Genomic DNA, 25,939 nt, shown 5'->3' with positions numbered 1-25,939 from the left:
CCCGCGAAGACTTACTGACAGGCGCTATCGCACTACCGCTTGACGACCACATCCTGTTCCAACACCAATTCCTTCTTCCCCGCATCCAGCCGAACCAGCGCGCCCATCGGCAACGTCAGGTTCGGATCGCAGTGCCCGCTGCGCCACCCGGCCAACACCGGTATCCGCAACGGCTCGAACGTCTGCTTGAGCAACCGCTCCAGCGCAACCGTATCAACCCCCGCCACATCGCCCACCAGCACCCCACGCAACTTGCCCAGCGTGCCGGCCAGGCGCAGATGAGTCAGCAAGCGGTCGATGCGATACAGCGGTTCGTTGATGTCCTCAATGAAAAGAATGACGCCTTCAGCCTCCATCTCAAATGGCGTGCCCATGGTTGCGGCAATCATCGACAGATTGCCCCCCAGCAACCGGCCGTGAGCGATGCCGGGCTCGATCGTGGTCAGCGGCCAGGCCACCGGGTGCGAAAGCACACTGCCCGCCTTCACCTGCCCTCTGAGCATGTTGAAAAACGAAGACTCGGTCGGTTTTTGCTTCTCGCCCAGCAAATCGGCATTAAGCAGAGGACCATGAAAGGTCACAAAACCGGCGTAACGGCTGATCGCCACGTGCAGCGCAGTGATGTCGCTGTAGCCGATAAACGGCTTGGCGTTGTTTTGCAGCAATTCGAAATCGATACGATCGAGCAAACGCGGCGTACCATAACCGCCCCGCAGGCAAATGATCGCGTCGACTTCCGTGTCGGCGAACGCGGCGTGCAAGTCATTGAGCCGCACGTCGTCGCTGCCGGCCAGGTAGCCATCCTGTTCGTACACCCCGGGAAATATCCGCAGCGCATAACCGCGAGCGCGCATCCAGGCAACGGCTTTATCGGTGTCCAGCCCGGCAGGCCCGGCGGGCGCAATCACGCCGATCAGCCCTTCCGAGGGCAAGGCCGGAACGGCTGAGTGAGGAAACAGCGTGTGGGTCGGTCGAACAGTCATCCATGAATCTCCCTGCGTGAAAAGCTTCAGCACACAGTAGTCAGGAACGGGGACAAACAGAAGAGGATCAATCGCCCCGCAGGTTGCAGGAAAAGACGGTTGCGGCCGTAGGCACGGCCAACAAAAACGCCCGCAAGGCTGAAAAGCCTTACGGGCGCTTTATTACAGAGACGACATCAATTCAGCTTTGACCAGCTTCGCCTGTTCGTCGGCGTGGTACGAGGAACGCACCAACGGGCCGGAAGCGACGTTTTTGAAGCCCATTTTGTAGCCTTCCTCGGCGAACCAGGCGAAGGTATCCGGATGCACAAAACGCTCCACCGGCAAGTGACTGCGCGACGGTTGCAGGTACTGGCCGAGGGTCAGCATGTCGATGTCATGTTCGCGCATACGCTTCATGACTTCGATGACTTCTTCGTCGGTTTCGCCCAGGCCCAGCATCAGGCCGGACTTGGTCGGAATGTGCGGCATCATCTGCTTGAAGCGTTGCAGCAGGGTCAGCGACCACTGGTAATCCGAACCCGGACGCGCAGCCTTGTACAGGCGCGGCACGGTTTCCAGGTTGTGGTTGAACACATCCGGTGGCTCGGCGGCGGTGATTTCCAGCGCAACGTCCATGCGGCCACGGTAGTCCGGGACCAGAGTTTCGAGCTGCACGTTCGGCGACAGTTTACGGATCTCGCGGATGCAGTCGGCAAAATGCTGGGCACCGCCGTCACGCAGGTCGTCGCGGTCGACCGAGGTGATCACCACGTACTTGAGTTTCAGGTCGGCGATGGCGATGGCCAGGCTTTCCGGCTCATTGACGTCCAGAGGCTTCGGACGGCCGTGGCCAACGTCGCAGAACGGGCAGCGACGGGTGCAGATGTCGCCCATGATCATGAAGGTCGCGGTGCCGCCGGAGAAGCACTCGCCGAGGTTCGGGCAGGACGCCTCTTCGCACACGCTGTGCAGCTTGTGTTTGCGCAGCAGGGCCTTGATGCGGTCGACTTCCGGCGAAACCGGGATGCGCACGCGGATCCAGTCAGGTTTTTTCGGCAGTTCGGTGGTCGGAATGATCTTTACCGGGATACGTGCAACCTTCTCGGCGCCGCGCAGCTTGACGCCGGCTTCAACCTTGGCACGCGGGGCCGGACGCTCGGTAACATCCAGCGTCGGGATCATGGTTTGCACTGCATCAGTAGTCATATCAGTCGATTCCGCCCGTTAGGGTCGTCTGCTCAGCATAGTCGAGGTGTTTGACGAGCTGCGCGCGCAGCCGGGCACTTACCTCGGCAAATTCAATCGATCCTGCGTGATCGCTCAGCTGGGTCATCGCCAGCCCGGCGTAGCCGCAGGGATTAATCCGTCGAAACGGTTCCAGGTTCATGTCCACGTTCAGGGCCAGGCCATGAAAGGAACAACCGTGGCGGATCCGCAGACCCAGGGAGGCGATTTTCGCCCCATTGACATAGACACCCGGCGCATCAGGCTTGGCCGCTGCGGTCACGCCATAGCTGTCCAGCAGCTCGATCAGGCAGTGTTCCATGCGGGTGACCAGGTCACGCACGCCGAAACCCAGTTTGCGCACGTCGAGCAACAGGTAGGCCACCAACTGGCCGGGACCGTGGTAAGTCACCTGACCACCGCGATCGACCTGCACCACCGGGATATCCCCCGGCAGCAGCAAGTGCTCGGCCTTGCCGGCCTGGCCCTGGGTGAACACCGGCGGGTGTTCGACCAGCCAGATCTCGTCCGCGGCATTGCTGCCGCGTTCGTTGGTGAAGCGTTGCATGGCATGCCAGACCGGCTCGTAAGCCATCTGGCCGAGCTCGCGAAAGCCCAGCGTGCCAGACATCACAGCACCATGTGCACGAAACCGGTAGCCCGCAGTTCGCTGTTGATGTCGTACAGCTGGTCTTGACCGGTGGCGATGATGTGCAACTGGATGGTGGTGTACTTGCCGTTGCTGCTCTGGCGCTCGTCCACCCTTTCATCGTTGATCGTTGCGTGCTTCTTAACGATATCGATGATCTTTTGCTTGATGTCCACAATGGTGTCGCCGATCACTTTGATCGGGTAATCATTGGAAGGAAATTCGATCTTTGGCGCCTTTACTTCGGTATCTGTCATGGCGTAACGGCCTCGTAAGCCGTGGCAACGGACATGGCCCCGCTCCGGATTGGAACGGGGCCATGCAAGTCCACACTAATTCAGTTGAACAAGCCGTAGAAGAATAGACGGATGCTATCCCACATGCGGCGGAAGATACCACCCTCCTCGACAGCGTCCAGGGCGATCAGGTCGGCGCTATGCACCACTTTGTCGTCCAGTTTCACTTCGACTTTACCGATTACGTCGCCCTTGGCGATAGGCGCAACCAGTTGCGGGTTCATGGTCATGCTGGCGGCGAGCTTTTTCAGCTGGCCTTTTGGCAGGGTCATGGTCAGGTCTTCAGCCAGGCCGGCCTTGACTTGATTGGTGCTGCCTTTCCAGACAGGGGCCTGAGCCAGCTCGGCGCCTTTCTGATAGAAGGTCTGGGTTTCGAAGAAGCGGAAACCGTAGGTCAGCAGCTTCTGGGTTTCAGAAGCACGGGCCACTTCGCTGTTGGTGCCGAACACCACGGCGATCAGGCGCATGCCATCACGTACAGCCGAAGACACCATGCAGTAGCCGGCTTCGTCGGTGTGACCGGTTTTCAGACCGTCGACAGTCTTGTCACGCCACAGCAGCAGGTTGCGGTTAGGCTGCTTGATGCCGTTCCAGAAGAACTCTTTCTGCGAGTAGATCGCATAGTGAGCCGGGTCTTCGTGGATGATCGCGCGAGCCAGCACCGCCATGTCGTGAGCCGACGAGTAGTGCTCAGGGTTCGGCAGACCGGTCGGGTTCATGAAGTGGCTGTTGGTCATGCCCAGATCGGCCACGGTTTTGTTCATCATGTCGGCGAATGCGTCTTCGCTGCCGGCGATGTGCTCGGCGAGCGCAACACTGGCGTCGTTACCCGACTGGATGATGATGCCGTGCAGCAGGTCGCTGACAGTGACTTGCGAACCCACCTTGATGAACATCCGCGAACCGCCGGTACGCCAGGCGTTTTCGCTGACGGTCACCGGATCGTTTTCACCGATCTGGCCACGACGGATTTCCAGGGTCGCGATGTACGCGGTCATCAGCTTGGTCAGGCTGGCCGGTGGCAGACGCTGGTCACCGTTGTTCTCGACCAGCACGTTGCCGCTGCTGGCGTCCATGAGTACGTAGGATTTAGCGGCCAGTTGTGGTGGCGACGGCATCATCTCGACCGCGAACGCGGCAGGCGAGAGGAGCAGCGGGACTAGCAGACACAGGCGTTTGGCAAAGGTGGTGATGTTCATCCGTCTCTCGAAATCGCTAATGGAAACTGCCCGAAGGCAAAACTAATCAGATGGCCTTCTAACGGGCCATCGCGTGTTCAGTTGCTCACTCAGAACCCTTGCCGGGCTTTTGTTCTTCAACGAGCCAACAACCAGGTCCACCCCCCAAACCGCAAGCGAACCGTCAATCAAGTACTACGTATTATTCGGCGGTGACCACGCTCGGCGAACCGAGATTGGCCAGGCGCACACTGTTCTGCACTTGCTGGATTTCACCCGGCGAACCGATCGGCCCCAGGCGCACCCGATGCAGCGTCTGTTGATTACGCACGATCGAGCTGATGAACACCGGAGCGCTCACCATCCCGCTGAGCTTCGATCTCAGGAGTTCGGCAGCGTCCGGGTTGGCGAACGCGCCCACCTGCAGATACTGGCCAGAGGCTGGTACAGAAGCGTTTTTTTTTGCATCAATCTGCACGGGCACCACGGCTGCCGCGTGTTGCTGCGGCGGTGGCGTCCATTGCTCGACGGTGCCCGCCGAAGCGGTAATCGTCGGCGCGGCATTTTGCGCTACCTGCGGTTCGTTGAGCATCAAAGGCGCCGGACGGCCCTTTTGTGCCCACCACTGTTGCGGATCGATACCCTCGACCTTCACCCGTGCGGTGCCGGTTTCGGCGTAACCGAGTTTTTTCGCGGCGGCGTAGGACAAGTCGATGATGCGGTCCGAGTAGAACGGCCCGCGGTCGTTGACCCGCAGGATCACGCTCTTGTGGTTGTCCAGGTTGGTCACCCGGACGTAACTCGGCAGTGGCAATGTCTTGTGGGCGGCACTCATGCCGTACAGGTCGTACACCTCGCCATTGGCGGTGTTCTGACCGTGGAATTTGGTGCCGTACCAGGATGCCGTGCCCGAGGCGACGTAGGTCTTGGATTCTTGCAGCGGAAAGTAAGTCTTGCCCAGCACGGTGTAAGGATTGGCTTTGTAAGGACCGGAGTGCAGGGTCGGCGTGGCATCCGGGATGCGCGATACGTCGACGTCCCACCATGGCGCGCCGTCTTTGTGCGCACGGTTGATGTCCAGGCCAGGCGTTGCGCGCACGGCCGTTGAAGGCTTTTGCGTCGGCGCGCGGCTGGTCGAACAACTGGCGACCAGCACCGCCAAGGCGGCGAATGCCATCAGCTTCAGGGGTTTATTCATAGGCAATGCCCGCATTACTTGACGCCCCGTGCTTGGACCAGCTGTTCAGACAGTTGATGTACCGCCATGGCGTACATCACGCTGCGGTTATATCGCGTGATTGCGTAAAAATTCTTCAGGCCCATCCAGTACTCCGGGCCATTGTCACCTTCCAGGCGGAAAGCCGTGACCGGCATATCATCGCGCAGCGCATCATGACTCGACCAGCCCAAGGCTCGCAACTCCCCGACCGTTTTAGTCGGCTCGATGCCTGTCGTCAAACCTTCATCCACTTGCTCGCCACGCACATCGGCGCGACTGACCACCGGCTCGCCGGCGACCCAGCCGTGACGCTTGAAATAACTGGCGACGCTGCCGATGGCATCGTCCGGGTTGGTCCAGATATTAATGTGGCCGTCACCGTCGAAGTCCACCGCATAGGCGCGAAAGCTGCTCGGCATGAACTGCGGCAAACCCATGGCGCCGGCGTAAGAGCCTTTGAGAGTCAGCGGGTCGACCTGCTCCTCACGGGCCAGCAACAGGAACTCACGCAATTCCTTGCGGAAGAATTCTGCACGGGGAGGATAGTCGAAACCCAGGGTCGACAAAGCGTCGATCACCCGGAAATTGCCGGTATTGCGGCCGAAAAAGGTCTCAACCCCGATGATCGAGACGATAACCTGAGCCGGCACGCCATATTCCTGCTCGGCACGGGCCAGTACCGCTTCGTGCTGACGCCAGAAGTCCACACCACGGGCGATGCGCGCGTCGGTGATGAACATCGGGCGATATTCGTTCCACTGCTTGACCCGCTCGGCGGGTTTCGAGATCGCGTCCAGAATCGACTGCTTGCGCTCGGCTTCGCGGAACACGCCCATCAGCTGTTCACCGGCAAAACCGTAGTCGCGGGTCATTTCACCGACGAATTCGGCCACCTGGGGTGAACCTTCGTAATCGCCGGCCAACGCGTCCTGCGTTGTGCCAAGGATGCTTACCAGGCCGACCCATGGCGCGTATCGAGTCGCCCAGCCGCGCATTACTTGCATTGACATCTTCACCTTATTCAAACCTGTGCGATCCACTTACGATGGGTATGGATCGACATCAAAACCCCAAACGCTGACAGCAGCGTCACCAGCGAAGTTCCTCCGTAGCTAATGAACGGCAACGGCACCCCCACGACCGGCAACAGGCCACTGACCATACCGATGTTGACGAAAACGTAAACAAAAAACGTCATGGTCAGGCTGCCCGCGAGCAATTTGCCGAACAATGTCTGGGCCTGGGCGGTTATCACCAGCCCACGACCGATCAACAACAGGTAAATCAACAGCAGTGCGCAGATGCCCACCAGGCCGAATTCTTCGCCCATCACCGCAATAATGAAGTCGGTGTGGCTTTCCGGCAGGAAGTCCAAGTGCGACTGAGTGCCGAGCAGCCAGCCTTTGCCGAACACGCCGCCGGAACCGATGGCGGCTTTCGACTGAATGATGTTCCAGCCCGTGCCGAGCGGATCGCTCTCGGGATCAAGGAACGTCAGGACGCGCTGCTTCTGGTAGTCGTGCATCACGAAGTACCACATGGCCACAGACACCGGCACGGCGGCAGCAATCACGCTGAGAATCCAGCGCCAGCGCAACCCGCCCATGAACAAGACGAAGGCGCCACCGGCGAGAATCAGCAGCGAAGTGCCGAGGTCCGGCTGACGCACGATCAGGATGAAGGGCAAGCCGATCAGGAACAGACTGACCCCCACATGCTTGAGCTGCGGCGGCAACGTGCGCTTGGACAAGTACCAGGCGATGGTCGCCGGCATCAGGATCTTCATGAACTCCGAAGGCTGGAAACGGATCACCCCCGGGATGTTGATCCAGCGCGTGGCGCCCATGGCGTTGTGGCCCATGACGTCCACCACCACCAACAACAACACGCCAATCACGTAACCGACCGGCACCCAACGCGCCATGAATCGCGGCTCGAACTGGGCGATGACGATCATCGACACCAGGCCGATGCCGAACGAAGTGGCTTGCTTGGCCAGCAGGTCCCAGCTCTTGCCACTGGCCGAATACAGCACGAACAGACTGCCGGCGGCGAGGGTCAGCAACAGGATCAGCAACGGGCCGTCGATGTGCATGCGTTGCAACAGCGTCGCACGGCGACGCATCACATCCTCACTGGAGAGAATGCGATCGAAATTACTCTTCACGGGCCGTAGCCTCCGCACTGATAGGGCTGGCGTATTCGGCCTTCAACCGACCGTCCTGGTCCAGAAGCCAGGCGTCCATGATCTGACGCACCACAGGCGCTGCGACGCCGGAACCGGACTCGCCGTTCTCGACCATCACCGACACCACGATTTGCGGGTTGTCAGCCGGTGCGAAGCCGACGAACAAGGCGTGGTCACGATGGCGCTCCTGAACCTTGGAGCGGTCGTACTTCTCACCCTGCTTGATCGCGACCACCTGGGCCGTACCACTTTTGCCCGCGATGCGGTATTGCGCACCGATCGCCGCTTTGCGCGCCGTACCCCGGGCACCGTGCATCACCTGCTGCATGCCATGGTTGACCTTGGTCCAGTCGGACGGGTCGCGCAGGATGATGTCCGGCATCGGGTTGTCATCCTTCGGCCGCTCGCCTTCGACGGTCTTGGCCAGGTGCGGACGGTTCCAGACACCCTTGCTCGCGACCAGCGCTGTGGCTTGGGCCAATTGCAAGGGCGTTGATTGCATGTAGCCCTGACCAATCCCGAGAATCAGCGTTTCGCCCGGGAACCAGGCCTGACGCCGGGTTGCACGCTTCCACTCACGTGTTGGCATCAGCCCCGGCGACTCCTCGAACATGTCCAGCGAAACCTTCTGGCCGATACCGAACTTGCTCATATACGCCGACAGCCGATCGATCCCCAGTTTGTGAGCCAGATCGTAGAAATAGGTGTCGTTGGACCGCATGATCGCCGTGTCGAGGTCCACGTAGCCGTCACCGGTACGGTTCCAGTTACGGTATTTGTGGTCATAGTTGGGCAGCTGGTAGTAGCCGGGGTCGTACACCCGACTTGATGCAGTCACGACACCGGCATCCAGGCCGGCAATCGCCACCGCCGGCTTGATGGTCGAACCCGGCGGGTACAAACCGCGCAGCACGCGGTTGAACAGCGGCCGGTCGATGGAGTCGCGCAGCTCGGCATAGGCCTTGAAGCTGATGCCGGTGACGAACAGGTTCGGATCGAAACTCGGCGCACTGACCATCGCCAGCACTTCGCCGGTTTTCGGATCGAGCGCCACCACGGCGCCACGACGACCGCCAAGTGCGGCTTCGGCGGCTTCTTGCAATTTGATGTCCAGGCTCAGGACGATGTCCTTGCCGGGAATCGGATCGGTACGCTTGAGTACGCGCAATACGCGGCCGCGAGCGTTGGTTTCGACTTCTTCGTAGCCCACCTGACCGTGCAGCTCCGGCTCGTAGAAACGCTCGATGCCGGTTTTGCCGATGTGGTGCGTGCCGCTGTAATTGACCGGATCGAGAGACTTCAGCTCTTTCTCGTTGATCCGCCCCATGTAACCCACCGAGTGCGCAAAGTGCGGGCCCTGCGGGTAGTGACGCACCAACTGCGCGACCACTTCCACGCCCGGCAGACGGAACTGATTCACCGCGATACGGGCGATCTGTTCCTCAGACAGCTCGAACAGGATCGGCACCGGCTCGAACGGACGACGCCCCTGACGCATGCGCTTCTCGAAGATCACCCGGTCCTCGGGCGTCAGCTCCAGCACTTCGACGATCACGTCGAGTACTTGCTGCCAGTCACCGGACCGTTCGCGGGTCATGCTCAGGCTGAAGCTGGGCCGGTTATCGGCCACCACCACGCCATTGCGGTCGAAGATCAACCCGCGAGTCGGCGGAATCGGCTGTACGTGGACGCGGTTGTTTTCCGACAGGGTGGAGTGGTACTCGTACTGAATCACCTGGAGGAAATACAGCCGCGCGATCAGCACGCAGATCAGCAACACCACCGCAATAGCCCCGAACACGACGCGGCCACGCACCAGACGGGCGTCTTTTTCGTGGTCCTTGATGCGGATCGGCTGGGGCATGAGAGCAGAACTACTTGTGGTAAGGGTGGCCGGACAGAACTGTCCAGGCACGATACAGCTGTTCACCGATCAGAATCCGCACCAGCGGGTGCGGCAACGTCAACGGCGACAACGACCAGCGCTGATCGGCCCGCGCACAGACTTCCGGCGCCAGCCCTTCGGGGCCGCCGACCATGAAGTTCACCGTGCGCGAGTCCAGCCGCCAGCGATCGAGCTCGACCGCCAACTGCTCGGTGCTCCAGGGCTTGCCGTGGACTTCCAGGGTCACAACACGCTCATTCGGCCCGACCTTGGCCAGCATGGCTTCGCCTTCCTGACGGATGAAGCGCGCCACGTCGGCGTTCTTGCCACGGGTGTTGAGCGGTATTTCCACCAGTTCCAGCGCCAGCTCGGACGGAAGACGCTTGGCATATTCATGCCAGCCTTCTTCCACCCACTTGGGCATGCGGGAGCCGACGGCGATCAGTCGCAGTCGCACAGCGGTCCCTTATTGCTGGTCTTTGTTGAGCTTGACGAAGTGCTCATGGGTGTTTTCCGGGCTGTGGTGAGCCGCGTTCAGAGCACGGCTCTGCTCTGCACCGGACCACAGACGCTCGAGGTCGTAAAACTGACGAGCCGAGGCAGTCATCATGTGCACGATGACATCATCCATATCCAGCAGCACCCAGTCGCTGTCGCCCTTGCCTTCTTCACCCAGTGGCTTGACGCCCAGGGCTTTGACGGCTTCGCGAACCTTGTCCAGCATCGCGCCGATCTGGCGGTTGGAGGTACCGGTCGCGATGATCATGTAGTCAGTGATGCTCTGCTTTTCACGAACGTCGATGACCTGGATGTCCTGGCCCTTCACGTCTTCCAGGGCGGCTACGGCCACCTTGACCAGCTCGTCACCTTTCAAAGGTTCAGTGGTGAGAACCGGCTCAGGCAGCGGGGCGCTTTTGAACGTGCCTTTGCGCTTTACTTTAGTTACGTCTTTGTTCGTCATATAAAACTCGTTTTGCTCGTATGTTCGGGCGCTTCAATACACGTCATTACGTGCCTGGAAGCGTGCCCTCTTTTCAGTTCGACGCACGGTAGAGACCGTGCGCATCGATGTAGGCCAGGACCGCGTCGGGCACCAGGAAACGTACCGACTTACCGCTGGCCAGCAGTTGACGGATCTGGGTGGCGGATACCGCGAGCGGCGTCTGCCAGACGAATGCAATCTGTCCGCTCGGCCCTTTGAGGGCCAGCGGGTCGCTCACCGAGCGTGCCGCCAACAGATTGCGCAAGGCATCCGGCGGCTCGCTGTCGGCATCCGGGCGTTGCAGCACCAGGATGTGGCAATGCTGGAGCAACTCTTCCCAGCGGTGCCAAGTGGGCAGGCCGCAAAATGCGTCCCAGCCCAAAAGTAGAAAAACCTGGTCAGAGGCGGCCAGTTCGGCGCGCATCAGTTCCAGGGTGTCGATGGTGTAGGACGGTTTGTCCCGCTGCAATTCGCGGGCGTCCACCACCAACGGCGCCACACCGGCCACCGCGCACTCGACCATCGCCAGACGGTCCTTTGCCGACACCTGCGGCGTACCGCGATGCGGCGGCCTGGCACTGGGTGTCAGGCGTAACTCATCGAGCGCCAGCGACTCAGCGACTTCCAGCGCACCGCGCAAATGGCCGATGTGCACCGGGTCGAACGTCCCGCCCAGCACGCCAATGCGTCTTGGCGCAGGCTCGCTGGCGGTTTGCGGTGCTGACGGTTTGAGGTCGCCCAAGTCAGACCGACGCCTGGCCGCGCAACTGGCCATCACCGACCACGATGTACTTCTCGCAGGTCAGACCTTCGAGACCCACCGGGCCGCGGGCGTGCAGCTTATCAGTAGAAATGCCAATCTCGGCACCCAATCCGTATTCAAAGCCATCGGCGAAGCAGGTCGGCGTGTTGATCATCACCGATGACGAATCGACCTCCGCCACAAAACGCCGGGTGTCGGCGAGGTTTTCGCTGACGATCGAGTCGGTGTGATGCGAACCGTACTGATTGATGTGTTCGATCGCCTGGTCCAGCCCGTCAACGACGCGGATCGAAAGAATCGGCGCCAGGTATTCGGTGCCCCAGTCTTCTTCGCTGGCCGCCACGGCATCGATGATCACCCGGGTACGTTCGCAACCGCGCAGTTCGACGCCTTTTTCGCGGAACTGTGCAGCCATCGACGGCAGGAAATCCTTGGCAACGGCTTGATCCACCAGCAGCGTTTCCATCGCACCGCAGATGCCGTAACGGTAAGTCTTGGCATTGAAGGCGATGCGCTGGGCTTTCGGCAGATCGGCGTGGGCGCTGACGTAGACGTGGCAGATGCCGTCCAGGTGTTTGATCACCGGCACGCGGGCATCGCGGCTGACGCGTTCGATCAGACCACGGCCACCACGGGGCACGATGACGTCGACGTATTCCGGCATGGTGATCAACGCGCCAACGGCCGCACGATCAGTGGTTTCGACCACTTGCACCACGGCAGCCGGCAGCTCGGCTTCGGCGAGGCCGCGCTGGATGCAGGCGGCAATGGCGCGATTGGAATTGATTGCCTCGGAACCGCCACGCAGGATCGTCGCGTTGCCCGACTTCAGGCAAAGGCTCGCGGCATCGATGGTTACGTTCGGCCGGGATTCGTAGATGATCCCGATCACGCCCAACGGCACGCGCATCTTGCCGACCTGGATGCCCGACGGCCGATAGCTCATGTCGCGAATCGCGCCGACCGGGTCCGGCAGTGCCGCCACCTGACGCAAACCGACGATCATGCCGTCGATGCGCTCCGGGGTCAGCGCCAGACGCTCAAGCAATGCCAGCTCAAGACCATTGGCGCGGCCTGCGGCCAAATCCAGTTCATTGGCAGCCGTCAGCTCGGCGCGTGCAGCGTCCAGCGCATTGGCAGCCGCCTGCAACGCGCGGTTCTTCTGCGCAGTGCTGGCACGGCCAATGACGCGAGAAGCCTCGCGGGCGGCGCGACCCAGGCGGGTCATATAGTCAAGAACGGACTCAGTCATGGTCTGTGGGGGTCTTTGCTAAGGTCTTGGTAAAGAGTAAAGCGGCAGATTATAGCTGTCGCGTCCCGGGACTAACAGCGGTGACGGGCGGATGGTCGAAATGGAGGGCAATTTGCCGACGTTCAGCCGGGATTAAGCTGCACATTGTTATCATCACGACTCAATCAGCCTTGATAAACACCGTTCATCATGTCCAACCTGACTGTTCGAGCGTCCGCTGTACGCCTCCCCATGGGGCTCCCGGACGCATTTTTTGACCGCGATGCGCAAACCCTGGCCCGGGATTTACTGGGCAAGGTCATCCGTCACAGGGTCGGCGACCTGTGGCTGAGCGCCCGGATTATCGAAACCGAAGCCTATTACTGCGACGAAAAAGGCAGCCACGCGTCCCTCGGCTACACAGAAAAGCGTAAGGCTTTGTTTCTGGATGGCGGGCACATCTATATGTATTACGCCCGCGGCGGTGATTCCCTGAACTTCAGCGCCCAGGGGCCGGGCAACGCGGTGCTGATCAAATCTGCCTATCCGTGGGTCGACGAGCTAAGCGGGCCAGCGAGCCTGGCGCAGATGCTGTTGAACAATCCCGACGCCCAGGGTCGTCCTCGCCCGACGCAAAAGCTCTGCGCCGGGCAGACATTGTTGTGCAAGTCGCTGGGGTTGAAGGTGCCCGTCTGGGATGCCAAGCGTTTTGACCATGATGTGTTGCTGGTCGAAGACGTCGGCCCGGCGCCTGCTCAGATCATCCAGACCACGCGCCTGGGCATTCCCCACGGACGCGACGAACATTTGATGTATCGCTTCGTCGATGCGGCTTACGCGCCACATTGCACGCGGAACCCGCTACGACGGGGGCAGGTCGAAGGTCGCGATTATTTTTTGCTGACTTGAAGATGGAAAATCCCTGTGGGAGCGAGCCTGATCGCGATAGCAAGTATCAGGCGACATCGGTTTCGAATGTCAGTCCGCTATCGCGAGCAGGCTCGCTCCTACAGGGGACTTGTGGTGCCTGGAAGGTTGCGTGCGCGCCTTTCGAGCCCAATTGAACATCAGAGGGAGTTGTTTTTATGGGCCCATGGCTCGATAGCGTGACCGGTTGGCTGGCGGCTAACCCGCAATGGCTGGCCGCGGCGGTGTTCATCGTGGCATTCGTGGAGTGCCTGGCGATTGCCGGGCTGATTGTGCCCGGCACAGTGTTGCTGTTCGCCGTGGCGGTACTGGCCGGCAGCGGGGCGCTGTCATTGAGCGAAACGCTATTGCTGGGGTTTACCGCTGGCGTGCTGGGCGACATCGTTTCGTACTTCATCGGTCGACATTTTCACCAGAATATCCGGCGCCTGCCGGGGTTGCGCCACCATCCGGAATGGATCGCCGGCGCCGAGGCGTATTTCCAGCGATACGGTATTGCCAGCCTGTTGGTCGGACGTTTTATCGGCCCGCTACGCCCGATGCTGCCGATGGTTGCCGGGATGTTCGACATGCCGTTCCCGCGTTTCGCCGCTGTCAGTTTGTTGGCCGCCGCGGGCTGGAGCGTCGCTTACTTGCTGCCTGGCTGGGCCACGGGCGCAGCGATTCGCTTGCCATTGCCCGACGGGTTCTGGCCTGAGGCAGGAATCGTCGCCGGCAGCATTGCGGTAATGATCGGCTTGAGCGTAACCAGCAGCCTGCGCCGCCATCGCCACGCCACCGCCTATATAGCCGGCCTCGGCCTGTTAATTCTGGCAGGGCTGTTTATCGGCTACCCGCACCTCACCGCGCTCGACCAAGGCGTGATGACCCTGGTGCAGGAACATCGCAGCCCGATGCTCGATGAACTGGCCGTCACCTTCACGCTGATCGGCGAATTCCGCAACATGCTGGTGTTCAGCGCCCTGCTGACCGGCTTGCTGTTGCTCACCCGGCAGTGGCGCCAGGCGATTTTCGCCGGCGGCACCCTGCTCTTCACCGCGCTCGGCAACACGTTCACCAAACAATTTTTCGCCCGCGTGCGCCCGGAAGTACTGAGCGATCCGCTGACCAGCTACAGCATGCCCAGCGGCCATGCATCGGGCGCCTTCGCGTTGTTCCTGACCCTCGCCGTGCTGGCCGGTCGCGGTCAGCCGCCGCGGATGCGCCTGACCTGGTTGCTGCTGGGTTGTTTGCCGGCCCTGACAATCGCCCTGTCCCGGGTGTACCTGGGCGCACATTGGCCAACGGATATATTGGCCGGCGCGATGCTGGCGGCGTGCGTGTGTGCCGCCAGCTTGTGGCTGAGCCAGCGCCAGACACCGCTCAATGCCATGCCACCCAAGATCTGGTGGCTGGTATTGCCGGCGATGGTGGCGTTGTTCGGGTTCTTTGCATTGCGACATTTGCCGAATGCAATGTTGAGATATGCGTATTAGGCTGTTGCCTGATGAGGTACACGCCATCAGCTTGCAAAACTGATGGCGTTTTTTTATTTGCGCTCCTCACCCGGCTTATCAACAATCTTGATCACGAAGTTGACGGGATCATTGTTGAACGCATCATGCTTGGAGGTATTAGGATCAACATCTTTAAAATGCACTTTTCCCTTGTCGTTTGCCAGATAGAGCGGCCGACCATTAAGCTCACTCACAAGCTGCACATACCCTGGACCGGCAGCAAAATCATCGAAACTCGCTTGGTCCACCCCATGCTTGCGTATTGAAAACCTGGCACCTTCCGAACCGCTATTCATATATAGATGACGGGTTCCGACATTAACCGTCAAATGACCACCTTCATAGGCGCCTCGAATAACGGCCAGCACTTCATACTTGCCAGCCTTGGGCACAAACTTCAACAATAGAGGCTTGTCATCCTCATGATCGGCGAGCGTCAGAATACTTGTGCTGTCGTCACTCGCCAATGCCACCTCCACGTCCAGGCGTTCGCGCCGGGTGATTCGCGGGTCACGCAGCCTAAGCTTCAGGCGCTGCTGGTTGAGCACCACCGGCGTGCCGTTGACGTAAAGATTAGCGGTAAATGCACTGCTTTGATTTTCCAGGGACATCAATCACCTCAAGATGCTGTTCACTCAATTTTTTTCAGCAAGACGCGCAAAACCCAGTCCGTTGCCGAATAGTTTATAAGTCGTGTACTAAAGAGCCGTCGGAGCGCTTGAAGTCTCGACAGCAGTACCGGAGACTGGAAGTTTTACGCGCTTGCGCTTACGTCGAGCGACAACCATTGAGTCGGCATAGTAAGCAGCGGCATCAATAATATTAGCCGTATTCGGATCGTTGCTCGCGTGCTTTAAAATATAGCGCCCGGCAATATCATCCCAGAACATCCATTCATCTTCATATAGCGTCATAACCACATCCATATAGTTAACCGTTATCCGCTCCATGCGAATAACTGCAAACTACTGACTGAGCTTTACGAAGACAATAGTGGCGAACCGGAGAACTTAATACAAAGTACAACTAGGCAAACAACTCACCTTGCAACTCGTCCAACAGCGCCTGGATCGCATCCAGCCGCTGCTGGGGATCATCGAGTTGCAGCAGGTCGATCTTGTCCACTTCGGCAAACGGCAGCAGATAGGCCAGCTGATTGGCCAGCGACTGTTGCCCGGTCGCTTCGGTGCCCATGTTCAAGGCTTCGACCATCGGGTGTTCTGCCAATGCCTTGAGCAGGGCGACCAGGTCCGCATCCTCATCCTGCAGCGGCTGTTCAGGTTCGTCTTCCAGCCACTCGACCTCAGCGACGGTCAATTGATCGCGCTGTACCTCGGTGCGCAACACATGAAAACGCCGCCCGCCCTGCACGCGAATGCCCAGCAGGCCATTGTCCTGTTGTTTGAAATCAGTGATCAACGCTTCACAGCCGACCAGCGCATAGCCCGCAGGTGCGATGCCCACTTCTTCGCCGTCGAGAATGCACACAACGCCGAAGCCGACGCCCTTTTTCATGCAACTGCCGATCATGTCCAGGTAGCGCGCCTCGAAGATCTGCAAGTCGAGGATGCAGCCAGGAAACAGCACAGTGTTCAGCGGAAAAAGCGGCAAGCTCATAGACATATCCTTAAACCACCATCGACACCGCCAACGGCAGGAACACCGCCGTGGCCACGCCCATCAGACTCATCGCCAGCGCCGCGAAAGCGCCGCATTCTTCACTTTCCTGCAAGGCCACCGAGGTGCCGACCGCATGGGCGGTCATGCCCAGCGCCATGCCCCGGGCTTCAGGGCTGTGCACGCCCAGCCGGGTCAGCATACCCGGACCGAAGATCGCACCGATCACGCCGGTGATCAACACGAACACCGCGGCCAACGCCGCGACACCACCGATCTGCTCAGCCACCAACATGGCAATCGGCGACGTCACTGACTTCGGCGCCATCGTCATCAGGATCATGTGTTCGGCGCCAAACCACCAACCCAGCAACACGCCCATGCCCGTGGCAACCACGCCGCCTATCACCAGCGTAGTAAAAATCGGCCAGAACAACTGCCGAATGCGTCGCAGATTGAGATACAGCGGCACTGCCAGCGCAACGGTCGCAGGTCCGAGCAAGATGCTGAGGATCTCAGTGCTCTTGCGGTACTCGACAAACGTGATCCCACAGACCGTCAGCACACCGATCACCAACAGCATGGAGACCAGCACCGGTTGCAGAAAGATCCAGCGGGTTTTTTCAAAGGCTGCCAGCACCAGTTGATAAGCGCCCAACGTAATGCCGAGGCCGAACAACGGGTGATGAATCACCGAGTCCAGCGCACCCTGCCAATCGAGGATCATGAGCGATCTCCGCGATGGGCATGACGCTTGACCATGCGCTGCATCAGCACCCCGACAAACGCCATGGACAGCACCAGCGACAACACCAGCGCGCCGGCAATGGCCCAGAAGTCTGCGGCGATGTCCTTGGCGTAAACCATCACGCCCACGGCCGGCGGCACCAACAGCAAAGGCAAATAGCGCAGCAGGCTGCTGGCGGCCAGGTTCAACGGCTCGCCGACTTGCCCGCGCGAAATCAGGTACACCAGCAACAGCAGCAGGCCGACAATCGGCCCGGGCAGTACCGGTAAAAACAAATGGTTGATGGCTGTGCCCAGCAATTGGAACAGCACCAGCCAGGTCAGGCCACGTAACAACATCCAGCATCTCCCGCACGCGCGCCCCACCAAAAAGGGGCCGGGCATTATAAGCACGTCAACGCTATGGATCGGCATTCGCCAAAAGCATGGTCAGTTGACCGGAGCAATTTGCCATGTTGATCTAAAGTGGTTCACAGGGAGGCCAAATCCCCCCACTCGAAAAACTATAAATCCGATGAAACCCAAGGAGAGTCTCAATGCCCTATGTTCCCGTTGCAGAGCTCAAAGATTATGTCGGCAAGGAACTCGGACGTTCCGAATGGCTCACCATCGATCAGGAGCGCATCAACCTGTTCGCAGAAGCCACAGGCGATTATCAGTTTATTCACGTCGACCCGGTCAAAGCCGCGCAAACGCCATTTGGCAGCACCATTGCACACGGATTCCTGTCACTGTCGCTGATCCCGAAACTGATGGAAGACATCCTGATCCTCCCTCAAGGGGCGAAGATGGTGGTCAACTATGGCCTGGACAGCGTGCGCTTCATCCAGCCAGTAAAGGTCAACTCCAGGGTTCGGCTCAAGGTCGACATGAACGAAGTCATCGAGAAAAAACCCGGCCAATGGCTGCTCAAAGCCACCGCCACGCTTGAAATCGAAGGCTCGGACAAACCGGCGTATATCGCCGAGCCGCTGTCCCTCTGTTTCGTCTGACACAGGTCTGATTGCGAAACAGCTCACGCTGTTTCGCGCCGTGTCTCTGCCGTGTCTCTATAAATGCGACACATAGCTGCGGCATACTCCGTCGCATAATTGCCCGGATCCCGCTATGCGCTCACTTGCACTCCTCGCCCTGACCCTGTTGCTCACCGCTTGCGGCGACGGCGAATCGCTGCTGCCCCCGGATGCCCGCTTGCCGGACGGCGGGCGCTATCGCGGTGATCTGGTCAACGGCTTGTTGCAAGGCCAGGGCCGCATCGACTACCCCAACGGCAGCTGGTACGCCGGCGAGTTCGACAAGGGGCAATGGCATGGCCAGGGCGAATGGCATGGCAGCAACGGCGAAGTCTATCGGGGCCAATTCAATCAAGGCCTGTTTGACGGCAAGGGCACACTGACCACCAGCGGCAGCAGCTACACCGGCGGATTCAAACTCGGCCGCCGTGACGGTGAAGGCACGCTAAAAGAAAACGCGATGACCTATCGCGGTGAATTCAAGGCCGATCAATATTCAGGGCTCGGGCGTCTCGAACTCGACGACGGCAGTTCCTACCAGGGCCAGTTCGCCAACGGCAAACCCAACGGTGAAGGGCAGCGCGGCGACGCCAGCGGCAATCAGTTCACCGGGCACTTCAAGGACGGTCAGCTGGAAGGCAACGGGACCTTCAACAGCGCCGACGGCGACATCTATGTCGGCGGCTTCAAGAACAATCAACTGCACGGCAAGGGCCGCTACGAAAACGCCGACGGCGATGTCTGGCTGGGCCAGTTCAAGGAAGGCTCGCTGAACGGCAAGGGCGAGTTGATCGGCGCTGACGGCAGTCATTACATCGGCCAGTTCAGCGACTGGCGCTTTACCGGCCAGGGTCGATTGAACCTGCCCGACGGCAGCTTCTACATCGGCCAGTTCGACAATGACAGCTACTCGGGGCGCGGCACCCTGGTGCTCACCGACGGCACGGTGCAAAGCGGAACGTGGGTCAATGGCCAGCGTGTTCGCGATGCCGACGGCAAGTTGCTGCCCGACACCCTGGAGCTCGGCTTGCTGGCCCAGGGTCGGTTACTCGATGACGCTCTGTCCAACGTGCCAGCCTCGACCCCGATGGTCGAGCTGTACACCTTGACCCTGGGCGGCGACGGCAAGCAGAGCGTGTTCCTGCGCGAGTCCGATTATGTCAGCAACATGCTCAGCAGCCGCTTCGGCGCCTTCGGCCAGATCCGCCTGGTGAACCATCGCGATCACCTCGTCGACCGGCCGATGGCCACCCGGGAAAACCTGCGCCGCGCCGCAATGACCCTGGCCGAACGCAGTGGCCCGGAAGACTTGATCTTCATCTACCTGACCAGCCATGGCAGCAGCGAACATGAACTGGTGCTCGACCAGCCGCGCATGGAGCTGGCCGACCTGCCGGCCGACGAACTCGCCGCCGTGCTCGCGCCCTTGAAGAACCGCGACAAGATCGTGGTGATTTCGTCCTGCTATTCCGGCGGCTTCATCCCCGCGCTCAAGGATGAACGCACGCTGATCATGACCGCCTCGCGCGCTGATCGGGTGTCCTTCGGTTGCTCGGAAGAAGCCAATTTCACCTACTTCGGCGACGCGCTGTTCGCCCAGGCGCTGAACCAGACCGACGACCTGGAGCATGCCTTCAAGCTGGCCAAGGCCACGGTGGCAGAGCGTGAACTCGCTGACGGCTTCGAGGCCTCTGAACCGCAGCTCTGGGCGCCGAAAACGGTCCTCTCGCACTGGCAACTCTTGCGCAAACAGCAGGCACGAAAAGCGCTACAAAGTGTCTCTATCAGCAGCAAGGATGCAAAGAGCAACTAAGCTGAACAGTATCAAGGGGGAAACACTATGTACTTGACGCCTCAGCATGTACTGCTTGCCGGAGCTACCGGGTTGACCGGCGAACATCTGCTTGATCGCCTGCTCAATGAGCCAACGATTTCAAGGGTACTGGCCCCCTCACGCCGGCCACTGGCCGAGCATCCCCATCTGGAAAACCCGGTCGGCGACGCGGCGGCGTTTCTGCCGCAACTGAACGGTCGCGTCGACATCGCCTACTGCTGCCTCGGCACCACAATCAAGCAGGCTGGCTCCGAACAAGCCTTTCGTGCGGTCGACCTGGACATGGTGGTGGCGTTCGCCAAACGTGCACGGGAAATGGGTGCCCGGCACCTGATCGTGATCAGTGCCCTGGGGGCCGATCGCAGATCCTCGATTTTCTACAACCGGGTCAAAGGCGAGATGGAGTACGCATTGCGCGCGCAGGACTGGCCGCAGCTGACCATTTGCCGACCTTCGTTGTTGCTGGGCGATCGACTGGAACCGCGCACGGCCGAGCAACTCGTCGGGCCGTTGTCGCGCTTGATCCCTGGCAAGTACCGCGGCATCGAAGCCTGCCAACTGGCTCGCGCCATGTGGAGACTGGCGCTGGAAGAGCAGGATGGGGTACGGATTGTCGAATCGGATGAACTGCGCAAGCTAGGCAAATAATCCTTTGGTGTCTGAGAGGGCGCCTTCGCGGGCAAACCTCGCTCCTACACAGGCAACGGAGAACCCGTAGGAGCGAGGCTTGCCCGCGAAGGGCGCACACCGATTCAAAGCCGAACGCTACAACCCGCCCGTCGCCTGGAAACTCACCCCGATCACCGTCAGCAATGACAACGGCAATAACAGCGTGTCGAGCAACGCGCTGGCCGGCAGGTCGACGCCGGGGTAGCTCGGCGCTTCGGCGCCAAACCGGTCCATGGCGCAGCAACCGCCATTCAGGGCATACAAATCCAGGCGCGTCCCCGCGTACACCACTGGCGCCCCAGGCTTGGCCGCGTCCAGCGTGCGCGCCGTGGCGCAGCCCCCCAATTGCAGGGCCAACAGAACAATCAGCAGCTTATTCATCGCTGCTCAAATGGTGTTCGCCCCAGCGCGGCAGCATGTCTTGCGGGATGTTCAGCAGATTGAGAATCCGCGCCACGACAAAGTCGATCAAGTCATCGATCGTCTGCGGCTGATGATAAAAGCCCGGTGACGCCGGCAATATCGTCACGCCCATGTTCGACAGCTTGAGCATGTGCTCCAGATGAATGCTCGAATACGGCGCTTCACGCGGCACCAGAATCAGCTGGCGACGCTCTTTCAACGTCACGTCGGCAGCCCGCTCGATCAGGTTGTTGCAGGCACCGGTCGCGATCGCGGACAAGGTTCCGGTGGAACACGGCACCACCACCATCGCCGCGGGCGCACCAGACCCCGAGGCCACTGGCGACATCCAGTCTTCCTTGCCGTACACCTTGATCTGCCCGGCGGCCGCACCGGTGTACTCAGTGAGGAAGGCCTGCATCGTCTGCGGTTTGGCCGGCAGCGTGACGTCAGTCTCGGTGGCCATCACCAGTTGCGCCGCCTTGGAGATCAGGAAATGCACCTCGCGGTCTTCGCGGATCAGGCAGTCGAGCAGACGTAAACCGTACTGGGCGCCCGAAGCGCCCGTCATCGCGAGGGTGATGCGTTCCGGGCCGTTGTTCATTGCAGCGCCTCGGCGAGTTTGCCGTGCAGGCCGCCGAAGCCGCCGTTGCTCATGATCACCACGTGGGTGCCGGGCTGGGCCTGGCTCTTCACGCGCTCGATGATGCCTTCCAGGGAGTCGCTGACGATCGACGGCACCGTGCACAACGCGGCGGTCGCGCCCAGGTCCCAACCGAGGTTGGCGGGGGCATACCAGATCACTTGATCGGCATCGACCACGCTTTCCGGCAAGCCGTCGCGGTGAGCGCCGAGCTTCATGGAGTTGGAGCGCGGCTCGATGATCGCAATCAACGGCGCATCACCGATGCGTTTGCGCAGGCCGTCGAGGGTCGTCGCAATGGCCGTCGGGTGGTGAGCGAAGTCGTCGTAGATGGTAATGCCGCGAACCTCGGCGACTTTCTCCATCCGGCGTTTCACGCTTTTGAAGGCGCTCAATGCAGCGATGCCTATCGACGGTACAACGCCGACGTGGCGAGCAGCCGCCAGGGTGGCCAGGGCGTTGGCGACGTTGTGCTGGCCGGTCATGTCCCAATCGACGACGCCTTGGGCGACGCCTTCGAACATCACTTCGAACCTGGAGCCGTCTTCGCTCAGCAGCTTGACCTGCCACTGACCGCCGGCACCGGTGGTTTGCACCGGGGTCCAGCAGCCCATCTCGATGACGCGCTGCAACGCTGGCTCGGTGGTCGGGTGAATCACCAGGCCTTCGCTCGGAATGGTTCGCACCAAGTGGTGGAACTGCCGCTCAATGGCGGGCAAATCCGGGAAGATGTCGGCGTGATCGTATTCCAGGTTGTTCAGAATGGCCGTGCGCGGGCGGTAGTGAACGAACTTGGAGCGCTTGTCGAAGAACGCGCTGTCGTACTCGTCGGCTTCGATGACGAAGAACGGTGTGTCACCCAGACGCGCCGACACCGAGAAGTTCTGCGGCACGCCGCCGATCAGGAAGCCCGGGCTCATGCCCGCATGCTCCAAGACCCAGGCAAGCATGCTGCTGGTGGTGGTTTTACCATGGGTGCCGGCGACGGCCAGGACCCAGCGACCTTGCAGCACGTGGTCGGCCAGCCATTGCGGGCCGGAGACGTAGGGCAGGCCTTTGTTCAACACGTATTCGACGGCCGGGTTGCCGCGCGACATGGCGTTGCCGATCACCACCAGATCCGGCGCCGGATCGAGTTGGGCGGGGTCGTAGCCTTGGGTCAACTCAATGCCCTGCGCTTCAAGCTGAGTGCTCATCGGCGGATAGACGTTGGCATCGGAGCCCGTCACGTGATGGCCCAGCTCTTTGGCCAGAACCGCCATCGAACCCATGAAAGTGCCGCAGATACCAAGAATATGAATATGCATAGTCGACCTCGTAAAACATGGCCGCAGGTTAGCGTAGGGAGGGGAAATTCGCACCTTTGTTTCGGGTCAACGCAAAACCCGCAGCAGCGAGGCTTGCCCGCGAAGGCCATAACACGATTCCGCCAGTACACCGCGTAATCGTTCTTCGCGGGCAAGCCTCGCTCCTACAGTGTGACGGCGTGCCTAGCGGGCGATGCCGTGTTTGCGCAGTTTTCGATAGAGGGTGTTACGGCTGACGCCGAGCTGCTCGGCGGTATGGGTCATGTGCCAACGGGTCTGCTCCAGCGCATTGAGCAACGCCAGCCGCTCGGCATCGTCCAGCGGATGTTCGGAAGTCTCTTCAACGGCCACAACCGGCACCGGTCGAACCTGACGAATCATCACCGGCAAATCCTCCAGCCCGATCCGTCCGTCGTCACACAACGCCGCCAAGGTGCGCAGCACATTGCGCAACTGCCGCACGTTCCCCGGCCAGGCGAAACCCAGCAAGGCTTGCCGGGCCGGCTCATCGATCAGCACCGTCTCAGCGCCCGCTTCCTCGGCCAGCAGAAAATCAAGCAACTGCGATTTATCACTTCGCTCACGCAACGCCGGCAATGCGATCTCCAGCCCATTGAGCCGGTAATACAAATCCTCGCGGAAGCTGCCGTCCTGCACCCGCTCCAGTAAATGGCGGTGAGTGGCGCTGATGATCCGCACATTGACCGACTCCGGCTCGCCGCCAATCGGCACCACCTGACGATCTTCCAGCACCCTTAATAGCCGGGTTTGCAACGCCAACGGCATGTCGCCGATTTCATCGAGGAACAGTGTGCCGCCGTCCGCCTGCTGCAACTTGCCGCGCATGCCTTCCTTGCGCGCGCCGGTAAAGCTGCCGCCGCGATAACCAAACAGTTCGCTCTCGATCAGGCTTTCAGGGATCGCCGCGCAGTTCAGGGCGACGAACGCCTTGTCGGCCCGCTGGCTGGCCTGATGCACGGCTTTGGCAAAGGCTTCTTTGCCGGAACCGGTTTCGCCATTGATCAACAGCGGCACGTCTCGCTCGAAAACTCTCAAGGATTTGCGGAAATCTTCCTGCAACGCGGCATCGCCCAGGCAGATGCCCGACAGGCGCGGACGCTCGGCAATTGTCGGACCTGGCACCACCGGCACCGGAATGCTGCGCGGCTGCCCGCGCAACACGGCAAACAGACTCCGCCCATCACGGGTGCGCAACGGCCAACTGGCGCTGGCGTTGACACTGGCGCGGCCGAGCAAGTCATCCAGCGAGCAATCGAAAAACGCCTCCACCGGCTTGCCCAGCAATCCACCGCGAATATGCCCCAGCAAGTTCAGCGCACTCTGGTTGACCGCGCTGATCCGCCCTTCCCCGTCGAACGCCAGCAAGCCTTCGCTGAACAGCCCGACGGATTCGGCTTGCAGGTGAAAGCGCAGCAACCATTGATTGTCGAAGTAGCGCAGGAAATAGCAGCTCTCGATCATCTTCGCCGAGAGATTGACCAGGGCCATGGTGTGGAACTGGCTTTGACGTGAGACTTCGTGACGCGCCGAGGACACATCGAGAACCGCCAGCAGCTCGCCGTGAGGGTCGAACACCGGGCTCGCCGAGCACGTCAGGCCGGTGTGGCGGCCGCGAAAGTGTTCATCCTGGTGAATGGTCAGCGACTGGCGCTCCACCAGGCAGGTGCCGATGCCGTTGGTGCCTTCGCAGGCTTCGCTCCAGTCGGCGCCAAGCCACAGGCCGGCGCGCTCGAAGATTTTCCGTTCGGCCGGTGCGGTGACGCAGTTGAGGATCACCCCACGGGCGTCGGTGAGCAGCACGGCGTGGCCGGCGCCGGAAAGTTGCTGATGCAGACTGGTCATTTCGCTGCCGGCGATGTGCAGCACTTGCTGCAAGCGTTCGCGGCTTTCCAGCACCCGGCCGTGTTCCAGCACCGTCGGCGCCATCGTCAGGGCCGGGTCGAGGTGATAATCCTCAAGGCAGCGCAGCCATGAACGGGCGATGGACGGGTCGCTGCCAGGACCGTGCAGGTGGGATTTGCCCTGGGTGACGGTCAAGACTTGTTGGGCATGGCGACTCAAATGGTTGTCGTGCATTTCTTATTGTTCTCTCCGAGAGCTGTGCTGAACCCCATCAAGGGCTGACACACATCTTGTGGCCCAGCATCCTCCAGCCATCGGCGCATTGCAATGCTGGCAAGACCGCCCGGTCACAAGCTGTGCCACAAGCGGTACAAAGTGTCACGAGGGCTGTACCGGAATCGTCACAGGCGCCGCCCGCCCGTCCGACAAAAAACGCGCAAGACCTTGATTTGCCTGACCTGCAGGGCAGTGGCCCGACCTTTGCTCTACGCTTATAGCAAGCGCACATGCGCTCTCCCTTATAAGCACAAAAAGCCAAGGAGAAATCACCATGCGTTACGCTCACCCCGGTACTGAAGGCGCTATCGTTTCGTTCAAGAGCAAATACGGTAACTACATCGGCGGCGAGTTCGTCGCGCCTGTCAAAGGTCAGTACTTCACCAATACCTCGCCCGTGAATGGCCAACCGATTGCCGAATTCCCGCGCTCCACGGCCGAAGACATCGACAAAGCCCTGGACGCCGCCCACGCCGCTGCCGATGCCTGGGGCGCCACGTCCGCCCAGGCGCGCTCGCTGGTGCTGCTGAAAATCGCCGACCGCATTGAACAGAACCTGGAAATC

General features: G+C 60.5%; 28 protein-coding genes. 6 read left to right on the top strand and 22 right to left on the bottom strand.

The window, feature by feature from the left end:
• Window positions 1-32: 32 nt before the first annotated feature.
• The 13 genes from FHL16_RS28410 to FHL16_RS28350 all read right to left on the bottom strand — a co-directional run bounded on the left by FHL16_RS28410 (window position 33) and on the right by FHL16_RS28350 (window position 12,601).
• On the bottom strand, window positions 33-983 hold the full coding sequence (locus FHL16_RS28410; protein ID WP_077749945.1) for a S66 peptidase family protein: 951 nt from the start codon (window positions 981-983) through the stop codon (window positions 33-35).
• A gap of 162 nt (window positions 984-1,145) precedes the next feature.
• Window positions 1,146-2,171, bottom strand: coding sequence for a lipoyl synthase (gene lipA, locus FHL16_RS28405; RefSeq protein ID WP_010467371.1), 1,026 nt, complete (start codon window positions 2,169-2,171; stop codon window positions 1,146-1,148).
• Window position 2,172: 1 nt separating this feature from the next.
• Entirely contained in the window at window positions 2,173-2,820 is a 648-nt protein-coding gene (gene lipB / locus FHL16_RS28400; RefSeq protein ID WP_077749944.1) for a lipoyl(octanoyl) transferase LipB, read from the bottom strand.
• Window positions 2,820-3,095 carry a DUF493 domain-containing protein gene (locus FHL16_RS28395; protein WP_010467369.1) on the bottom strand — a complete coding sequence of 92 codons (276 nt, stop codon included), beginning with the start codon at window positions 3,093-3,095 and terminating at the stop codon, window positions 2,820-2,822. Before FHL16_RS28395 ends, lipB begins: the two co-directional genes overlap by 1 nt.
• Before the next feature lie 80 nt (window positions 3,096-3,175).
• The gene (locus tag FHL16_RS28390) at window positions 3,176-4,333 is read right to left on the bottom strand and encodes a D-alanyl-D-alanine carboxypeptidase family protein (protein ID WP_010467368.1); all 1,158 of its coding nucleotides are present in this window, start codon (window positions 4,331-4,333) and stop codon (window positions 3,176-3,178) included.
• 181 nt (window positions 4,334-4,514) lie between these two features.
• Window positions 4,515-5,525 carry a septal ring lytic transglycosylase RlpA family protein gene (locus tag FHL16_RS28385; RefSeq protein ID WP_077749943.1) on the bottom strand — a complete coding sequence of 337 codons (1,011 nt, stop codon included), beginning with the start codon at window positions 5,523-5,525 and terminating at the stop codon, window positions 4,515-4,517.
• Window positions 5,525-6,535, bottom strand: a complete 1,011-nt coding sequence (mltB, locus tag FHL16_RS28380; RefSeq protein WP_010467366.1) for a lytic murein transglycosylase B — start codon at window positions 6,533-6,535, stop codon at window positions 5,525-5,527. The genes FHL16_RS28385 and mltB overlap by 1 nt, the downstream gene beginning before the upstream one ends.
• A gap of 17 nt (window positions 6,536-6,552) precedes the next feature.
• Window positions 6,553-7,656: a rod shape-determining protein RodA gene (gene rodA / locus FHL16_RS28375; protein ID WP_049870746.1), complete on the bottom strand. Its 1,104-nt coding sequence runs from the start codon at window positions 7,654-7,656 to the stop codon at window positions 6,553-6,555.
• Between the two features lie 31 nt (window positions 7,657-7,687).
• The gene (mrdA, locus tag FHL16_RS28370; RefSeq protein WP_010467364.1) at window positions 7,688-9,583 is read right to left on the bottom strand and encodes a penicillin-binding protein 2; all 1,896 of its coding nucleotides are present in this window, start codon (window positions 9,581-9,583) and stop codon (window positions 7,688-7,690) included.
• A gap of 10 nt (window positions 9,584-9,593) precedes the next feature.
• Window positions 9,594-10,061, bottom strand: coding sequence for a 23S rRNA (pseudouridine(1915)-N(3))-methyltransferase RlmH (gene rlmH / locus FHL16_RS28365; RefSeq protein WP_007937439.1), 468 nt, complete (start codon window positions 10,059-10,061; stop codon window positions 9,594-9,596).
• Window positions 10,062-10,070: 9 nt separating this feature from the next.
• The gene (gene rsfS, locus FHL16_RS28360; RefSeq protein WP_010467363.1) at window positions 10,071-10,565 is read right to left on the bottom strand and encodes a ribosome silencing factor; all 495 of its coding nucleotides are present in this window, start codon (window positions 10,563-10,565) and stop codon (window positions 10,071-10,073) included.
• Window positions 10,566-10,638: 73 nt separating this feature from the next.
• Complete coding sequence (gene nadD, locus FHL16_RS28355) at window positions 10,639-11,328, bottom strand: nicotinate-nucleotide adenylyltransferase (protein WP_177346260.1); 690 nt, start codon at window positions 11,326-11,328, stop codon at window positions 10,639-10,641.
• Between the two features lies 1 nt (window position 11,329).
• Window positions 11,330-12,601, bottom strand: a complete 1,272-nt coding sequence (locus FHL16_RS28350; protein ID WP_077749941.1) for a glutamate-5-semialdehyde dehydrogenase — start codon at window positions 12,599-12,601, stop codon at window positions 11,330-11,332.
• Window positions 12,602-12,790: 189 nt separating this feature from the next.
• On the opposite strand from FHL16_RS28350, the gene FHL16_RS28345 reads away from it, so the two are divergent.
• Entirely contained in the window at window positions 12,791-13,489 is a 699-nt protein-coding gene (locus FHL16_RS28345) for a DNA-3-methyladenine glycosylase (RefSeq protein ID WP_077749940.1), read from the top strand.
• Between the two features lie 176 nt (window positions 13,490-13,665).
• A complete protein-coding gene (locus FHL16_RS28340; RefSeq protein ID WP_010467359.1) occupies window positions 13,666-14,982 on the top strand; it encodes a bifunctional DedA family/phosphatase PAP2 family protein in 1,317 nt (438 codons plus the stop codon).
• A 53-nt stretch (window positions 14,983-15,035) separates the two neighbouring features.
• On the opposite strand, the gene FHL16_RS28335 is transcribed toward FHL16_RS28340, so the two are convergent.
• From FHL16_RS28335 to FHL16_RS28315, 5 genes are all read right to left on the bottom strand, one after another.
• Window positions 15,036-15,614 (bottom strand): hypothetical protein, encoded by a 579-nt coding sequence (locus FHL16_RS28335; RefSeq protein ID WP_010467358.1) that lies wholly within the window; start codon window positions 15,612-15,614, stop codon window positions 15,036-15,038.
• A gap of 87 nt (window positions 15,615-15,701) precedes the next feature.
• Window positions 15,702-15,917, bottom strand: coding sequence for a hypothetical protein (locus FHL16_RS28330; RefSeq protein ID WP_238706204.1), 216 nt, complete (start codon window positions 15,915-15,917; stop codon window positions 15,702-15,704).
• Window positions 15,918-16,029: 112 nt separating this feature from the next.
• Entirely contained in the window at window positions 16,030-16,620 is a 591-nt protein-coding gene (locus FHL16_RS28325) for an LON peptidase substrate-binding domain-containing protein (protein ID WP_010467356.1), read from the bottom strand.
• 10 nt (window positions 16,621-16,630) lie between these two features.
• Window positions 16,631-17,347 (bottom strand): LrgB family protein, encoded by a 717-nt coding sequence (locus FHL16_RS28320; RefSeq protein ID WP_077749938.1) that lies wholly within the window; start codon window positions 17,345-17,347, stop codon window positions 16,631-16,633.
• The gene (locus FHL16_RS28315; protein ID WP_010467354.1) at window positions 17,344-17,706 is read right to left on the bottom strand and encodes a CidA/LrgA family protein; all 363 of its coding nucleotides are present in this window, start codon (window positions 17,704-17,706) and stop codon (window positions 17,344-17,346) included. The genes FHL16_RS28320 and FHL16_RS28315 overlap by 4 nt, the downstream gene beginning before the upstream one ends.
• A gap of 197 nt (window positions 17,707-17,903) precedes the next feature.
• Here FHL16_RS28315 and FHL16_RS28310 point away from each other — a divergent pair, with 197 nt between their 5' ends.
• The 3 genes from FHL16_RS28310 (at window position 17,904) to FHL16_RS28300 (ending at window position 20,862) form a co-directional block, all read left to right on the top strand.
• Window positions 17,904-18,359 carry a MaoC family dehydratase gene (locus FHL16_RS28310; protein WP_010467353.1) on the top strand — a complete coding sequence of 152 codons (456 nt, stop codon included), beginning with the start codon at window positions 17,904-17,906 and terminating at the stop codon, window positions 18,357-18,359.
• Between the two features lie 115 nt (window positions 18,360-18,474).
• The gene (locus FHL16_RS28305; RefSeq protein WP_077749937.1) at window positions 18,475-20,193 is read left to right on the top strand and encodes a C13 family peptidase; all 1,719 of its coding nucleotides are present in this window, start codon (window positions 18,475-18,477) and stop codon (window positions 20,191-20,193) included.
• 27 nt (window positions 20,194-20,220) lie between these two features.
• Entirely contained in the window at window positions 20,221-20,862 is a 642-nt protein-coding gene (locus tag FHL16_RS28300; protein ID WP_010467351.1) for an oxidoreductase, read from the top strand.
• A 117-nt stretch (window positions 20,863-20,979) separates the two neighbouring features.
• Here FHL16_RS28300 and FHL16_RS28295 read toward each other — a convergent pair whose 3' ends face one another.
• From FHL16_RS28295 to FHL16_RS28275, 4 genes are all read right to left on the bottom strand, one after another.
• Window positions 20,980-21,264, bottom strand: coding sequence for a YceK/YidQ family lipoprotein (locus FHL16_RS28295; protein ID WP_010467350.1), 285 nt, complete (start codon window positions 21,262-21,264; stop codon window positions 20,980-20,982).
• On the bottom strand, window positions 21,257-21,889 hold the full coding sequence (ubiX, locus tag FHL16_RS28290) for a flavin prenyltransferase UbiX (protein WP_010467349.1): 633 nt from the start codon (window positions 21,887-21,889) through the stop codon (window positions 21,257-21,259). The genes FHL16_RS28295 and ubiX overlap by 8 nt, the downstream gene beginning before the upstream one ends.
• On the bottom strand, window positions 21,886-23,235 hold the full coding sequence (mpl, locus tag FHL16_RS28285; RefSeq protein WP_077749936.1) for a UDP-N-acetylmuramate:L-alanyl-gamma-D-glutamyl-meso-diaminopimelate ligase: 1,350 nt from the start codon (window positions 23,233-23,235) through the stop codon (window positions 21,886-21,888). Before mpl ends, ubiX begins: the two co-directional genes overlap by 4 nt.
• 183 nt (window positions 23,236-23,418) lie before the next feature.
• A complete protein-coding gene (locus FHL16_RS28275) occupies window positions 23,419-25,332 on the bottom strand; it encodes a sigma-54-dependent Fis family transcriptional regulator (RefSeq protein ID WP_010467347.1) in 1,914 nt (637 codons plus the stop codon).
• 316 nt (window positions 25,333-25,648) lie between these two features.
• On the opposite strand from FHL16_RS28275, the gene FHL16_RS28270 reads away from it, so the two are divergent.
• A partial coding sequence (locus FHL16_RS28270) for an aldehyde dehydrogenase family protein (protein WP_138739088.1) occupies window positions 25,649-25,939 on the top strand: 291 nt, incomplete at its 3' end.

The organism is Pseudomonas sp. FSL W5-0299, assembly GCF_005930655.1.
Classification (GTDB): Bacteria; Pseudomonadota; Gammaproteobacteria; order Pseudomonadales; family Pseudomonadaceae; genus Aquipseudomonas; species Aquipseudomonas mandelii.
This window is presented reverse-complemented; position numbering and strand designations above follow the sequence as displayed.

Excerpts from the sequence above, each read along its gene's own strand:
- FHL16_RS28275 (WP_010467347.1), bottom strand. The coding sequence starts at position 25,332 with ATGCACGACAACCATTTGAGTCGCCATGCCCAACAAGTCTTGACCGTC.
- rsfS (WP_010467363.1), bottom strand. The coding sequence starts at position 10,565 with ATGACGAACAAAGACGTAACTAAAGTAAAGCGCAAAGGCACGTTCAAA.
- FHL16_RS28340 (WP_010467359.1), top strand. The coding sequence starts at position 13,666 with ATGGGCCCATGGCTCGATAGCGTGACCGGTTGGCTGGCGGCTAACCCG.
- rodA (WP_049870746.1), bottom strand. The coding sequence starts at position 7,656 with ATGCGTCGCCGTGCGACGCTGTTGCAACGCATGCACATCGACGGCCCG.
- FHL16_RS28300 (WP_010467351.1), top strand. The coding sequence starts at position 20,221 with ATGTACTTGACGCCTCAGCATGTACTGCTTGCCGGAGCTACCGGGTTG.
- FHL16_RS28295 (WP_010467350.1), bottom strand. The coding sequence starts at position 21,264 with ATGAATAAGCTGCTGATTGTTCTGTTGGCCCTGCAATTGGGGGGCTGC.
- lipB (WP_077749944.1), bottom strand. The coding sequence starts at position 2,820 with ATGTCTGGCACGCTGGGCTTTCGCGAGCTCGGCCAGATGGCTTACGAG.
- FHL16_RS28410 (WP_077749945.1), bottom strand. The coding sequence starts at position 983 with ATGACTGTTCGACCGACCCACACGCTGTTTCCTCACTCAGCCGTTCCG.
- ubiX (WP_010467349.1), bottom strand. The coding sequence starts at position 21,889 with ATGAACAACGGCCCGGAACGCATCACCCTCGCGATGACGGGCGCTTCG.
- FHL16_RS28320 (WP_077749938.1), bottom strand. The coding sequence starts at position 17,347 with ATGATCCTCGATTGGCAGGGTGCGCTGGACTCGGTGATTCATCACCCG.
- mltB (WP_010467366.1), bottom strand. The coding sequence starts at position 6,535 with ATGCAAGTAATGCGCGGCTGGGCGACTCGATACGCGCCATGGGTCGGC.
- FHL16_RS28385 (WP_077749943.1), bottom strand. The coding sequence starts at position 5,525 with ATGCGGGCATTGCCTATGAATAAACCCCTGAAGCTGATGGCATTCGCC.
- FHL16_RS28330 (WP_238706204.1), bottom strand. The coding sequence starts at position 15,917 with ATGACGCTATATGAAGATGAATGGATGTTCTGGGATGATATTGCCGGG.
- mpl (WP_077749936.1), bottom strand. The coding sequence starts at position 23,235 with ATGCATATTCATATTCTTGGTATCTGCGGCACTTTCATGGGTTCGATG.
- mrdA (WP_010467364.1), bottom strand. The coding sequence starts at position 9,583 with ATGCCCCAGCCGATCCGCATCAAGGACCACGAAAAAGACGCCCGTCTG.
- FHL16_RS28345 (WP_077749940.1), top strand. The coding sequence starts at position 12,791 with ATGTCCAACCTGACTGTTCGAGCGTCCGCTGTACGCCTCCCCATGGGG.
- FHL16_RS28315 (WP_010467354.1), bottom strand. The coding sequence starts at position 17,706 with ATGTTGTTACGTGGCCTGACCTGGCTGGTGCTGTTCCAATTGCTGGGC.
- FHL16_RS28335 (WP_010467358.1), bottom strand. The coding sequence starts at position 15,614 with ATGTCCCTGGAAAATCAAAGCAGTGCATTTACCGCTAATCTTTACGTC.
- lipA (WP_010467371.1), bottom strand. The coding sequence starts at position 2,171 with ATGACTACTGATGCAGTGCAAACCATGATCCCGACGCTGGATGTTACC.
- FHL16_RS28325 (WP_010467356.1), bottom strand. The coding sequence starts at position 16,620 with ATGAGCTTGCCGCTTTTTCCGCTGAACACTGTGCTGTTTCCTGGCTGC.
- FHL16_RS28305 (WP_077749937.1), top strand. The coding sequence starts at position 18,475 with ATGCGCTCACTTGCACTCCTCGCCCTGACCCTGTTGCTCACCGCTTGC.
- FHL16_RS28390 (WP_010467368.1), bottom strand. The coding sequence starts at position 4,333 with ATGAACATCACCACCTTTGCCAAACGCCTGTGTCTGCTAGTCCCGCTG.
- FHL16_RS28350 (WP_077749941.1), bottom strand. The coding sequence starts at position 12,601 with ATGACTGAGTCCGTTCTTGACTATATGACCCGCCTGGGTCGCGCCGCC.
- FHL16_RS28310 (WP_010467353.1), top strand. The coding sequence starts at position 17,904 with ATGCCCTATGTTCCCGTTGCAGAGCTCAAAGATTATGTCGGCAAGGAA.
- FHL16_RS28395 (WP_010467369.1), bottom strand. The coding sequence starts at position 3,095 with ATGACAGATACCGAAGTAAAGGCGCCAAAGATCGAATTTCCTTCCAAT.